A 13,759-nucleotide genomic window follows, 5' to 3' on the forward strand; every position below is an offset into this window, starting at 1 on the left:
AGCGTAGCAATTAGCTGACACCAAAAATAAAAAATTGGTGTCAAAATGGTGTCAAACCAAGAAAAAGTGATGATTATAAGGAAGAAAAAGTGTTGCAAACCTCGTAAAATCAAGGTTTGCAAAAAAATCTCAAAATATTAGCACTCGCCTATTGACTTGGCTAATAACATGTGATATAACATACTTAGCGCAAATAAAAACGTTATACAACAAGTAGAACAAAAGGTATGAAAATAGTAGAAACACCCGGAAAGGAGGGGTTTTTATGAATATCCAGAAATTTACACAGAAATCTATGCAGGCAATCCAGGATTGCGAGAAATTAGCTTATGAATATGGTAATCAGGAAATCGAGCAGGAACATCTGCTGGTAGCCCTGATGCGTCAGGAAGATGGTCTGATCCCGATGTTGATTGAAAAGATGGAGATCAACAAACAGCATTTCATGAACAATGCGGAAGATCATCTGGCAAAGAGAGTGAAAGTGTCCGGAGGACAGGTTTATGTCGGCCAGCAGCTGAACAAAGTACTGATCAGTGCCGAGGATGAAGCAAAGCAGATGGGCGATGAGTATGTATCCGTAGAGCATCTGTTTTTGAGCATGATCCGTTATCCGAACCCGGCGATCAAAGAAATCTTCCGTGAGTATGGAATCACAAGAGACAGATTCCTTCAGGTTTTATCCACCGTCCGTGGCAACCAGAGAGTTGTAAGTGACAATCCGGAAGCTACTTATGATACATTGGAAAAATATGGTTACGATATGGTAGAGCGTGCAAGAGATCAGAAACTGGATCCGGTCATTGGCCGTGACAGTGAGATCCGAAACGTGGTTCGTATCCTTTCCAGAAAGACGAAAAACAACCCGGTTCTGATCGGTGAGCCTGGTGTTGGTAAAACAGCTGTTGTCGAGGGACTGGCACAGCGTATCGTCCGTGGAGATGTTCCAGAAGGATTAAAAGACAAGAAATTGTTTGCCCTTGATATGGGTGCTCTGGTTGCAGGTGCAAAATACAGAGGTGAATTTGAGGAACGTCTGAAAGCTGTTTTGGACGAGGTAAAGAAGAGCGAAGGCAAGATCATCCTCTTTATCGATGAGCTGCATACCATCGTTGGTGCAGGAAAGACGGATGGAGCCATGGATGCCGGCAACATGTTAAAACCTATGCTGGCAAGAGGTGAATTGCATTGTATCGGTGCTACCACACTGGATGAGTACCGTGAATATATCGAAAAAGATGCTGCGCTGGAGCGTCGTTTCCAGCCGGTTATGGTAGACGAGCCAACGGTGGAAGATACTATTTCCATCCTGCGTGGTTTGAAAGAGCGTTATGAAGTATTCCATGGTGTAAAAATTACAGATGGCGCGTTGGTTTCCGCAGCCGTACTGTCCAACCGTTACATTTCCGACCGTTTCCTGCCGGATAAAGCCATCGACCTTGTGGACGAGGCATGTGCACTGATCAAGACAGAGCTGGATTCCATGCCGACAGAGTTGGATGAGCTGAACCGTAAAGTAATGCAGCTGGAGATTGAAGAAACCGCTTTGAAGAAAGAAGAAGACAATCTGAGCAAAGAGCGTCTGGAGAATCTTCAGAAAGAACTGGCAGAGCTGCGCAGTGAGTTCCAGACAAAGAAAGCACAGTGGGACAACGAGAAGAAAGCTGTTGAGCGTGTACAGAAGCTGCGTGAGGAACTGGAAGCACTGAACAAAGAAATCCAGACCGCACAGCAGAATTATGATCTGGAAAAGGCAGCAGAACTGCAGTATGGCAAGAAACCACAGCTTGAAAAAGAACTGGCGCACGAAGAAGAAATCGTAAAAAATAAAGATATGTCACTGGTGCATGAGAGTGTCAGCGAAGATGAGATTGCAAGAATCATTTCACGCTGGACAGGCATCCCGGTTGCAAAACTGACCGAGAGTGAACGTAACAAAACCTTACATCTGGACGAAGAACTGCACAAACGTGTCATCGGACAGGATGAGGGTGTCACAAAAGTTACCGAAGCGATCATTCGTTCCAAAGCAGGAATCAAAGATCCGAGCAAGCCAATCGGTTCATTCCTGTTCCTTGGACCTACCGGTGTTGGTAAAACAGAGCTGGCAAAAGCGTTGGCTGCAAGCCTGTTTGATGATGAATCCAATATGGTTCGACTTGATATGAGTGAATACATGGAGAAATACTCTGTATCCAGACTGATCGGAGCACCTCCAGGATATGTAGGATACGATGAAGGCGGTCAGCTGACCGAAGCCGTTCGTAGAAAACCATATTCCGTCGTTCTGTTTGATGAGGTAGAGAAAGCGCATCCGGACGTGTTTAACGTATTGTTACAGGTTCTGGATGACGGTCGTATCACAGATTCCCAGGGACGTACCGTAGACTTTAAAAATACCATCATCATTATGACATCCAACCTTGGATCTGCGCATCTGCTGGAAGGTATCGACGAAAACGGTGATATCAATCCGGAAGCAGAAGAACTGGTTATGAACGAGTTGCGCGGCAACTTCAGACCGGAGTTCTTAAATCGTCTGGATGAGATCATCATGTTCAAGCCGCTGACCAAGGATAACATCGGAAATATCATACATCTGCTGATGAATCAGCTGAACAAACGTCTGGAAGACCGCGAGATTTCTGTAGAACTTACACCGGCAGCAGAGAACTTTATCGTAGAGCATGGTTATGATCCAATCTACGGTGCAAGACCGTTGAAACGATTCCTGCAGAAGCATGTGGAGACCTTATCTGCAAAACTGATCCTTGCGGATGAAGTACATGCAAATGATGTCATCCTCATCGATGTAGATGGAGATCATCTGACAGCAAGGGTAAAATAGTATGATTACAGTGTCAAAAGGTCTGAGTCCACCTGTGCTTGCACAAGGGTGGATGAATGACCTTGGGGCACGCCCCGATATGAGCATAAAAGTGGGATTTTCATCCCACGATATGCGAATAGCGGGAAGGATTGTGGGAGTGCAAAGCACGGAGCAATCCGTATTAATCAAGATTTGGGTGTTTTGACACCCAAATCATAGTATAAGAGATAGAAAGAAGAGATTTAGCTTAGTTGTAATGACTGGGCTGAGTCTCTTTTTCTCTCAGATTTTGGAATGATCACTTTGAACGCAGACCGCAAAGCGACTGCGTTTATGAGCAAGTAGCGAAAGCGGATTGCGAATGCCCGCTTTCATAAATTTCCGTAATATAAAAGAAGCACCACATGAAAGAGCCCCGATTTGGTTAGGATCGGGGCTCTTTCTTTCTTCAGAGCCAATTCGCAAAATCGCCTTTGCAAGGCTTTCCTTTTGCTCATCTTTGGTTCTCACCAAAGAAATTTTCTTGAAAATATGCTCTTACATGCAAGCATGACGATCCTATTTTCAAAAAATTGCCTTGGCTCTGAAGTGCTTTGTATATTGTAAAATAGAGGGAAAATGTTAAAAAAAGTTTAATCGAATAATCAATCAAATAACAAGATAAAATAATTATTTTTTGATGATTCGTGTTCCTGTTGCACCGTTTACACCGTCTTTTGCTTTCTGTAAAAGGGTGATGAGGGCGGTACGTCCCTCGCCTGATTCGGCAAATTCTACAGCTGCCTGTACTTTCGGAAGCATGGAACCTGGAGCAAAATGTCCTTCTTCCATGTACTGTTTTGCTTCTTTGACAGAGATGTCATTGAGCCATGTCTCTTCCGGAGTACCGAAGCGGAGTGCTACTTTTTCAACTGCAGTCAGAATGATCAGGAAATCTGCATTTAACTGCTGTGCGAGGAGACAGCTTGCGAAATCTTTGTCGATAACTGCTCCAACACCTTTTAAATGGTTTCCGCGACGGATCACAGGGATACCACCGCCACCGCTGGCGATGACGACTTCGCCTGCTTCTAAGAGATCTTTGACTGTGTCGATTTCAATGATTTCTGCCGGTTTCGGAGAAGCAACGACACGACGATAGCCGCGTCCTGCATCTTCCATAATCTGAATACCGCTGCTGGCTACAGCTGCATCAGCTTCTTCTTTGGTCATAAACTGACCGATTGGTTTGGTTGGATGTTCGAATGCAGGATCATTTTCGTCCACACGAACCTGTGTGATCACAGTGGCAACATTTTTCTTGATGCCACGGTTTAATAATTCCTCTTTTAATGCATTCTGAAGATCATAACCAATATATGCCTGACTCATGGCAACACAGACGGAGAGTGGTGTGATTGCCGGATGAGAAGGTTCTGTTTTGGAATATGCTGCCATTGCATTGTTGATCATTCCGACCTGTGGACCGTTGCCGTGGGAGATGATGACTTCATTTCCTGCTTCGATCAGATCAGCAATTGCCTTGGAAGTTTCCTGAACAGCCAGATACTGTTCAGGAAGATTTTTTCCAAGGGCATTACCGCCAAGTGCAATGACGATACGTTTTTTACCCATGATTAGCTACCCCCATATGGATTAGTGTGTATTATTCGAAGATCCGTTTTCCAGCGCGCTCTTCTAATTTCTTTAAGATTTCCTGCGGATTCTCAAATTTGCTTAAGAAGATCATAGCAGCGATGATATATGGTTTGTAGCTTGCTTCTTTGTAAAGCGGTGTGCGGTAACGATCGAATACGGAAGCCTCAACCTCGCCGTCTTTGCAGCTTACATCGTTGATATCAGCCGGCAGGCAGTGTAAGTATAATGCTTTGCCGTCTTTTGTTGTTTTCATTAATTCTTCTGTACAGCACCAGTCTTTGTGCTCTGCATTCTGAGCAAGAAGCTCTTTCTCAAGTGCTTTGATTCCTTCTGTGTCGCCTTCGCCGTAAAGGTTTGTACGTTTCTCCATAGCTGCGAACGGAGCCCAGCTCTTCGGATATACAACATCAGCATCTTTGAAAGCTTCAGCCATGCTGTTTACTTTTGTGAAGGAACCGCCTGATTTCTCTGCGTTTGCTTTAGCAACTTCCTCAACTTCCGGCATTACATCGTATCCTTCCGGATGAGCAAGTACTACGTCCATACCGAAACGTGTCATCAGACCGATGATACCCTGCGGAACGGAGAGTGGTTTACCATAAGATGGAGAGTATGCCCATGTCATGGCAACTTTTTTACCTTTTAAGTTTTCAACACCGCCAAACTCATGGATCAGGTGAAGAGCGTCAGCCATAGCCTGTGTCGGATGGTCGATATCACACTGAAGGTTTACCAGTGTCGGGCGCTGCTCTAAGATGCCGTCCTCGTTACCCTGTTTTACAGAGTCAGATACTTCGTGCATGTAAGCATTACCTTTGCCAATGTACATATCGTCACGGATACCGATAACATCAGCCATGAAGGAGATCATGTTAGCTGTCTCACGAACAGTCTCACCATGAGCTACCTGGGATTTACCCTCGTCCAGATCCTGAACTTCCAGACCAAGCAGGTTACATGCGGAAGCGAAAGAGAAACGTGTTCTTGTGGAATTGTCACGGAATAAGGAAATTCCAAGTCCGCTCTCGAATACTTTTGTGGAGATGTTGTTCTCGCGCATGTAACGAAGTGCATCAGCGATAGTGAAAACAGCCTCTAATTCGTCATCTGTTTTTTCCCATGTAAGGAAGAAATCGTTGTTGTACATTTCTTTGAAGTTTAAGCTGTTGAGTTTGTCGATGTAATCCTGTAATGTTTTCATTTATGTATTCTCCTTATAATAAATTAGATTCGTTGAAATTTACTCCATATAGTTGCCTGGTAATGCTGCGTATACAGCTGCACAAGTCACCAGATCCTGTTTCCATGTTTTTTCGTTTGGAGCATGAGCCTGAGCCTCAGCACCCGGTCCAAAACCGATACAAGGAATGTTGTTTCTTCCCATGATAGATACGCCATTTGTGGAGAATGTCCATTTGTCTGTAAGTGGACGAGCCTGACGCATTTCAAGTGTCTCAGCAGCACCGATACGCTGATCTCCGTATAATGCTGTGTAAGCAGCCTCGAGAGATTTTGTTACTTTGTGATCTTTCGGAATTGCCCATGTCGGGAAGTAGCACTCGATCTCATATACACATCCTGTGTAAGAAGGACGATCGTAGTTGTACATGGATACTTTTACATCATCGCCGTATTTCTGTACGCTTGGAAGTGCACGGATCTCGTCTAAGCAGCTTTCCCATGTCTCGCCGAATGTCATACGACGGTCAAGGGAGATTGCACAGGAATCAGCAACTGCACAACGGCTTGGGGATGTATAGAAGATCTGAGATACTGTTACAGTACCGCGGCCAAGGAAACGAGCCTCTTCCCAGTCTTTGTTGTATTTCGGGTTGAGCATTTTTACAAGACCTTTGATCTCTGTCTCGTCAGCGTCATCGTTCTCATTTAAGGAACGGATGTCCTGAAGAATGTCAGCCATTTTGTAGATGGCATTATCTCCACGCTCCGGAGCGGAACCGTGGCAGGAGATACCTTTTACATCTACACGGATTTCCATACGTCCACGCTGTCCGCGGTAGATACCACCGTCTGTCGGCTCTGTGGAAACTACGAATTCCGGACGGATCTTGTCTTCGTTGATGATGTACTGCCAGCACAGACCGTCACAGTCCTCTTCCTGAACTGTTCCGACTACCATGATCTTGCAGCCTTCCGGAATCAGATCAAGATCTTTCATGATCTTAGCACCATATGTAGCGGAAACGATACCGCCACACTGATCGGATACACCACGACCGCCGATTTCTTCGTCTGTCTCATATCCATCATATGGATCGAAGTTCCAGTTTTCAATGTTTCCGATACCTACAGTATCGATGTGTGCATCGTAAGCGATGATCTTGTCACCGGTTCCCATGTAACCGATAACGTTACCCTGCGGATCGATAACAACTTCGTCGAAATCCAGTTTTTTCATTTCGGCAGCGATGGTCTCGATATGAGCTTTCTCATCACAGCTCTCGCCCGGATTCTTTACGATAGCACGTAAGAATCTGGTCATGTCGTCTTTGTAGCTCTCAGCGGTTGCTTTGATTTTGTTGTAATCCATAGTAGTAATACCTCCATACTATAAGTTGAATAATAGATTGATTGGTTAGTCTAAAAAAGGTTCAAAAAAATTTGGATTATATTGGATTTTATTAATCTTCTAAATAATCTTTTCCGTCCCAGACGATTTCTTTATAACGTTCCGGATCTGTATCTCCCTCAGTAGAGAAGAGCAGTACCTGTGAATTTTCGTCTAACTGTAACGCTTCTTTTAAATCTGCATAATCCGGATTTGTCATGATCTCATTTAATACACCGAATGTAACGGCTCCTGATTCACCGGATGTTACCTGCGGATCACCTTTGATCGGAGCAGCGAGCATACGCATGGATTTTGCAGATACCCAGTCCGGAGCAGCAACGAATACAGATACATGGTTTTTCAGAATATCCCAGGATGTTGTATTCGGCTCGCCACATGCAAGACCTGCCATGATAGTCGGCATATCGCCTTCTACGTTGTATTCTGCACCATCGCCGGCAACGGCGCCTTTGTACAGACATGCAGCTGTATCAGCTTCTACCACACAGACGATCGGAGGATTGTCCGGGTACTGATTTGCAAAATAGCCCTGTACACCGCCAGCTAAGGAACCAACACCGGCCTGAACAAATACATGTGTCGGACGCTTAATGCCAAGTTCATGAAGCTGCTCATTTGCTTCCATTGCCATGCTTCCGTATCCCTGCATGATCCAGGAAGGAATCTCTTCATAACCTTTCCATGCAGTATCCTGTACAACTACACCGTTGTCTACTTTTGCAGCAGCTGCAGCAGCCATACGTACACATTCGTCATAGTTTACTTCTTCGATTGTAGCAGTAGCGTTTTCTGCCAGAATGTGGTTCAGTCTGTTCTGTGTGGAGCCTTTCGGCATAAATACAACCGCTTTCTGTTTTAAACGGTTTGCTGCCCATGCAACACCACGTCCGTGATTGCCGTCTGTTGCAGTAAAGAATGTTGCCTGTCCGAATTCTTCACGAAGTTTGTCGGATGTCAGTGTCTCGAAATCAAGCTCTGTGATGTCTCGACCTGTCTGCTTTGCAATGTATTTTGCCATTGCGAAAGAACCGCCGAGAACTTTGAATGCGTTCAGACCGAAACGGTAAGACTCATCTTTTACACAGACATCTTTGAGACCAAGGCGGTCTGCCATGTGAGTCAGATGTGCAAGAGGTGTTCTCTCATATCCCGGAATTGTTTTGTGAAAAGCGCGGGCTTTTTCAACTTCCTCAAGTGCCATAACCGGAAGATTTGCATCGTCTGTTTTCGGCATTGTGTTTTTCACCCATTTGATTTGTTTCATAAAAACCTCCTCCTAATTTTTATCTGCTTTGATGTAGCTGTACAAAGTATATTTTGAAATCCCAAAGTACTGGGAAACTTTGTCGCCTGATTTAGTAATAAGAAAAGCACCGGTATTATTCAGGAACTGAATTGCCTGAACTTTTTCATCCTTTGACATCAGGGATGCAGGTTTTCCAACGACTGCAACGGCCTGCGCAATCAGATCATCCAGCAGGTCTGCCACGTTGGTGCAGATGCTTTCCGGTTCCTTATGATAAGAAGAAACCGCCGGTTCGCCGTTTTCACTGATGAGTGAGCGGACAGAATCCTGAAAATACAGAAGATTGGTGATGTCAAAATTGATGGCAAGGATATACTGGATCGGTCCGTCTTCTTCTTCACGTACAAAGATGGTAGAAGATTTTAATGTTCTTCCATCCTGTGTCTTTGTCAGATAACCGAGATGATCGGAAATCTTGGACGGATCTTTCTTCATGGTCTCCAATACAACTTTGGACGGCCCATCGCCGGTTTTTCTGTTTGTAATATGACCGTTTTCGATATAAACAATGGATTTCTGAAGACTCTTTCGGGTCAGGTCATGAATCACTATTTCACAGTCATTTCCAAACTGAATGGCCAGTGCTTTTGCCAGTTGTTTTAAAAGCTCCAGTGTCATCATTTTGCTGTCTCCTTTTGTTTTGCTTTCTGTACTCATCATAGCAGATTTTTTTCAGATGTCAACACCAAAAACAAAATTTTTTTTAGGTAAAAATAAAAAAAGTTTGAAAAACAATATTGCTTTTAAATAAAGGGTGTGGTAATATCTAATTAGATTGAACGGTCAATAAAAACACAGCCGTTGTGAATCGTGAAAAACAACCTTGGAAATGACAAAATGCACCTGCTTTTTTAATGAAAAAAAGAGATGGATTTTTGTTTCCTTAAAAAGTTGTAAACAGTACAGCAAATGACATGGGGAATGAAAGGAGAAGAAACATGATTCTGGTAGGAAAAGGAACCGTGATCACAAGGGATGAGACCAATCCGCTGATCAAAGATGGTGGAGTTGTCCTTGATGGTGAACAGATTGTAAAGGTGGGTGATTATGAGACACTGCGCAGTGAATATCCGCAGGCAGAGCTGATCGATGCAAAAGGTCAGATCATTATGCCATCCCTTATTAATATGCACGAACATATTTACAGTGCATTTGCCAGAGGATTATCTATTAATGGATACAATCCAAACGGATTTTTAGATATCCTGGACGGACTGTGGTGGACAATTGATCGACACCTGACATTGGAGCAGACCTATTTAAGTGCGATCGCTACTTATATAGACTGTATCAAAAATGGTGTAACGACCGTGTTTGACCATCATGCAAGTTTTGGATCCATTGAAGGAAGCTTGTTTAAAATTGCAGAGGCTTCTGCAAAGATGGGGGTTCGAAGCTGTCTGTGCTATGAAGTATCTGACCGTGATGGTGAGGAGAAAGCAAAAGCTTCCGTAAAAGAAAATGCAGACTTCATTAAATATGCAGCACAGCAGAATAATGACATGATCAAAGCTATGATGGGTATGCATGCACAATTTACGATTTCTGACAAGACATTTGAACTGTGCCGCGAAAATATGCCGGAGGGCGTAGGAGCACACATTCATGTGGCAGAGGGAATCGAGGATCTGCATGATTGTCTGCATAAATATGGAAAGAGAATTGTGAACCGACTGATGGATCACGATCTGTTAGGACCGCAGACCATGACAGCACATTGCATTTATGTCAATGAACAGGAGATGGATCTGCTGAAAGCGACAGATACCATGGTGGTACATAATCCGGAGTCAAATATGGGAAATGCCTGCGGATGTCCTCCAACTATGAGAATTTTCCAGAAAGGTGTTCTGACCGGCCTTGGAACGGACGGCTATACACATGATATGTTTGAATCTTATAAGGTAGCAAATGTACTGCACAAACATTCTTTATGTGATGCAAATGCTGCGTGGGGTGAAGTTCCGGCGATGTTATTTGAAGGAAATGCGAAAATGGCAAACCGCTACTTTGATATTCCACTTGGTGTGTTGAAGGAAGGCGCAGCAGCAGACGTGGTTGTAGTAGCTTACGATCCGCTGACACCACTGACCGCGGACAATATCAACAGCCATATGTTATTTGGTATCAACGGTACCATGACACAGACAACCATCTGTAATGGAAAAGTGCTGATGAAAGACCGTGAACTGACCATGATCGATGAGGCAAAAGCAATGGCAGATTGCAGACAGGCGGCAGCAGAGCTGGCGCACAGCATCAATGGATAATATAACAATTATATGGATGGGGTAATAAATATTCGAGATAGAATAAACTAAAGTTATAAAATGACGAATAGAATAATAAAGAGAGGTTAATTACAATGGGCGACAGAATGACACCGATTCCTTTTGGAAATCTGATGAACTGGGCGATGACAGAACGTGCAAAAAAACAGACTGTATTTGGAATTCGTAAAGAGTACAAGGCAGATCCGGCGAAAAATCGTTCTATCTTCGGAGAAAAAATCGAGACACCATACGGCCCGGCCGCAGGACCGAATACACAGCTTGCACAGAATATTATTGCAGCCTATCTGGCAGGCAGCCGTTTCTTTGAACTGAAAACGGTGCAGATTTTAGACGGAGAGGATCTTCCGGTAAATAAACCATGTATCCTTGCAGATGATGAATGTTACAACTGTGAGTGGTCCACAGAGCTGTATGTGCCGCAGGCTTACGCAGAGTACGTAAAAGCATGGGTTGCATTAAAAGCACTTTCCAGAGAGTGGGGACTTGGCGCAGCAGACGGATTTGTATTCAATATCAGTGTTGGATATGATCTGCAGGGTATCAAATCAGAAAAAATCGATACCTTTTTAAATAATATGATCGAGTCGAAAGACAATCCGGTATTTCAGGAGTGTATTCAGTGGTTGAAGGACAACAAAGACAGTTTCCACAACCTGACAGATGCTGATATCGAGGCAATTCCTTCTGATATCTGTAAATCTGCAACCGTATCTACCCTGCACGGATGTCCTCCGCAGGAAATTGAGAGCATTGCTTCTTATTTATTGACGGAGAAAGGCCTGAACACGTTTGTAAAATGTAATCCGACTCTGCTTGGATACGAAGAAGCGCGCGAGATCATGGACAGCATGGGATATGATTACGTGGCATTCGGTGATTTCCATTTTAAAGATGATCTTCAGTTTGAAGATGCTGTACCGATGCTGACCAGACTTCAGGCATTAGCAGACAGCAAAGGACTTGCCTTTGGTGTAAAAATCACAAATACCTTCCCGGTAGATGTGACAAGAAATGAACTTCCAAGTGAAGAAATGTACATGTCCGGAAAATCTTTATGTGCACTGTCCTTGAGCGTAGCATATAAGCTGAGCAAAGCATTTGACGGAAAATTAAGAATTTCCTATTCCGGCGGAGCTGATGCATTTAACATTGATAAAATCTTCGGACTTGGCATCTGGCCGATCACAGTGGCAACTACTTTGTTGAAACCAGGCGGATATAACCGTGGCATTCAGCTTGCAGATAAATTAAACGCAATGGAATTCAAGCCGTTTGCAGGGGTAAATGTAGACGGACTGGCAGCGCTGATCGAGGAGATCAAGCATGATCCGCATCATGTAAAACCGGTAAAACCGTTACCGAGCCGCAAGATGGACAAAGAAGTTCCGTTACTGGACTGCTTCACCGCACCATGTATGGAAGGATGTCCAATCCATCAGGATATTCCGGCTTATGTAAAACTTGCTGGTGAAGGAAAAATGCAGGAAGCGTTAGAAGTGATCCTTGATAAAAATCCACTGCCATTTATGACCGGTACTCTGTGTAACCACAGATGTATGAGCAAATGTACCAGAAACTTCTACGAGGAGCCGGTTGCGATCCGCGGCACAAAACTGCAGGCTGCAAAAGGCGGATATGACAGTGTGTTAGGTGGTCTGAAAGCAGAAGGATGCTGTGGTAAGAAAGTTGCCATCGTAGGTGGCGGTCCTGCCGGTATTGCCTGTGCAGCCTTCCTTGCAAAAGGCGGAGCAGACGTTACCGTATTTGATAAAAAAGCAAACTTCGGAGGAACAGTACGCAACGTGATTCCATCCTTCCGTATTGACAACGAGGCAATTGCAAAAGATGTTGAGATTGCAAAAACATACGGAGCAAAGTTTGTAAATAACAGAGAAATTGAATATATCGACAGCCTGAAAGAGGAAGGATTTGAGACCATCGTTCTTGCAATCGGCGCACATAAAGGTATGGCGATCGGAGTAGATACCGAGAAAGAACTGAATGCGGTAGACTTCCTTGAGGCAGCAAAAGAAGACCCGAAAGCACAGAACCTGGGCAAACATGTCGTTGTCATCGGAGCAGGTAACACAGCCATGGATGCGGCACGTATGGCAGGCAGAATTGAGGGCGTAGAAGACGTTACTGTGGTATACAGAAGAACAAAACGTTACATGCCGGCGGATGAGGATGAGTTATTAGAGGCACTGGAAGACGGTGTGGTTATGAAAGAGCTGCTTGCACCGAAGACACAGAAAGACGGTGTTCTGACATGTAAGAAAGTTGTCTTAGGTGAGATGGATGCCAGCGGCAGACAGAAACCGATGGAGACAGAGGAAGAAGTTCAGATTCCGGCAGACACTATCATCGCATCTCTCGGTGAGCGTGTGGACAGCACATTGTATGAGAAAAACCGTATCGATGTCAATGAGAAAGGACAGCCGGTTCTCAATGCGGAAACCATGGAGACAAGCAAACCGGGCGTTTATGCCATCGGTGATGGTGCAGGCGGAGCAGCGACGATCGTTCTGGCTATCCGCGATGCACAAAAAGCAGCAAGCCATATCCTTGGAGAATCTGCAAAATCTGAGTATGCATACGATACCGATGTAGCGCGTGCAGCAGAAAAGAAAGGCATTTTAGTTCACTCCGCAGAAGGAAAAGCAGAGCAAGAGAGATGTCTGGAATGTAACCATATCTGTGAGAACTGCGTTGATGTATGTCCAAACCGTGCAAACGTAGCAATCGCAGTACCGGGACAGAAAATGCCGGCTATCGTACATGTGGATTACATGTGTAACGAGTGCGGCAACTGTAAGAGCTTCTGCCCATACAGCAGTGCACCGTATCAGGATAAATTTACCTTATTTGCAAATGAGGCCGATTTTGAGAACAGCAAAAATGACGGTTATGTTGTACTGAACAGAGAGACCATGGAAGTGAAAGTCAGACTGGCAGATTTCGTAAAGATCTACAATCTGAAAGATGCTGACTGCAGCTTATACGATGGATTAAAACAGGTGATTCTGACAATTGATGCAGATTACGATTACCTTTATCTGTAATATTCAGAGCCGAGTAGATTTTTAAGAGAAACTGTG

Annotated in this window: 8 protein-coding genes; 3 read left to right on the forward strand and 5 right to left on the reverse strand. The window is 44.3% G+C overall.

Features of this window, described 5'->3' with window-relative positions:
* Window positions 1-265: 265 nt before the first annotated feature.
* The gene (gene clpB / locus Q0I54_RS03455) at window positions 266-2,848 is read left to right on the forward strand and encodes an ATP-dependent chaperone ClpB (RefSeq protein WP_296116467.1); all 2,583 of its coding nucleotides are present in this window, start codon (window positions 266-268) and stop codon (window positions 2,846-2,848) included.
* A 651-nt stretch (window positions 2,849-3,499) separates the two neighbouring features.
* On the opposite strand, the gene arcC is transcribed toward clpB, so the two are convergent.
* From arcC to Q0I54_RS03480, 5 genes are all read right to left on the reverse strand, one after another.
* Window positions 3,500-4,444 (reverse strand): carbamate kinase, encoded by a 945-nt coding sequence (gene arcC, locus Q0I54_RS03460; RefSeq protein WP_296116469.1) that lies wholly within the window; start codon window positions 4,442-4,444, stop codon window positions 3,500-3,502.
* Window positions 4,445-4,475: 31 nt separating this feature from the next.
* Window positions 4,476-5,669 (reverse strand): knotted carbamoyltransferase YgeW, encoded by a 1,194-nt coding sequence (ygeW, locus tag Q0I54_RS03465; protein WP_296116471.1) that lies wholly within the window; start codon window positions 5,667-5,669, stop codon window positions 4,476-4,478.
* A gap of 39 nt (window positions 5,670-5,708) precedes the next feature.
* Window positions 5,709-7,019 carry a YgeY family selenium metabolism-linked hydrolase gene (locus Q0I54_RS03470; protein ID WP_296116473.1) on the reverse strand — a complete coding sequence of 437 codons (1,311 nt, stop codon included), beginning with the start codon at window positions 7,017-7,019 and terminating at the stop codon, window positions 5,709-5,711.
* A 91-nt stretch (window positions 7,020-7,110) separates the two neighbouring features.
* Entirely contained in the window at window positions 7,111-8,325 is a 1,215-nt protein-coding gene (dpaL, locus tag Q0I54_RS03475) for a diaminopropionate ammonia-lyase (protein ID WP_296116474.1), read from the reverse strand.
* A gap of 12 nt (window positions 8,326-8,337) precedes the next feature.
* Window positions 8,338-8,988, reverse strand: a complete 651-nt coding sequence (locus Q0I54_RS03480; RefSeq protein WP_296116475.1) for a transcriptional regulator — start codon at window positions 8,986-8,988, stop codon at window positions 8,338-8,340.
* Between the two features lie 317 nt (window positions 8,989-9,305).
* Between Q0I54_RS03480 and ssnA the strand changes: the two genes are divergently transcribed.
* Window positions 9,306-10,637, forward strand: coding sequence for a putative aminohydrolase SsnA (ssnA, locus tag Q0I54_RS03485; RefSeq protein ID WP_296116476.1), 1,332 nt, complete (start codon window positions 9,306-9,308; stop codon window positions 10,635-10,637).
* A gap of 95 nt (window positions 10,638-10,732) precedes the next feature.
* The gene (gene ygfK, locus Q0I54_RS03490; protein ID WP_296116477.1) at window positions 10,733-13,723 is read left to right on the forward strand and encodes a putative selenate reductase subunit YgfK; all 2,991 of its coding nucleotides are present in this window, start codon (window positions 10,733-10,735) and stop codon (window positions 13,721-13,723) included.
* The last annotated feature ends 36 nt before the right edge of the window (window positions 13,724-13,759 follow it).

This window comes from uncultured Eubacterium sp. (assembly GCF_934295145.1).
GTDB lineage: Bacteria > Bacillota > Clostridia > Lachnospirales > Lachnospiraceae > Eubacterium_I.

Excerpts from the sequence above, each read along its gene's own strand:
- clpB (WP_296116467.1), top strand. The coding sequence starts at position 266 with ATGAATATCCAGAAATTTACACAGAAATCTATGCAGGCAATCCAGGAT.
- dpaL (WP_296116474.1), bottom strand. The coding sequence starts at position 8,325 with ATGAAACAAATCAAATGGGTGAAAAACACAATGCCGAAAACAGACGAT.
- arcC (WP_296116469.1), bottom strand. The coding sequence starts at position 4,444 with ATGGGTAAAAAACGTATCGTCATTGCACTTGGCGGTAATGCCCTTGGA.
- ygeW (WP_296116471.1), bottom strand. The coding sequence starts at position 5,669 with ATGAAAACATTACAGGATTACATCGACAAACTCAACAGCTTAAACTTC.
- Q0I54_RS03480 (WP_296116475.1), bottom strand. The coding sequence starts at position 8,988 with ATGATGACACTGGAGCTTTTAAAACAACTGGCAAAAGCACTGGCCATT.
- ssnA (WP_296116476.1), top strand. The coding sequence starts at position 9,306 with ATGATTCTGGTAGGAAAAGGAACCGTGATCACAAGGGATGAGACCAAT.
- Q0I54_RS03470 (WP_296116473.1), bottom strand. The coding sequence starts at position 7,019 with ATGGATTACAACAAAATCAAAGCAACCGCTGAGAGCTACAAAGACGAC.
- ygfK (WP_296116477.1), top strand. The coding sequence starts at position 10,733 with ATGGGCGACAGAATGACACCGATTCCTTTTGGAAATCTGATGAACTGG.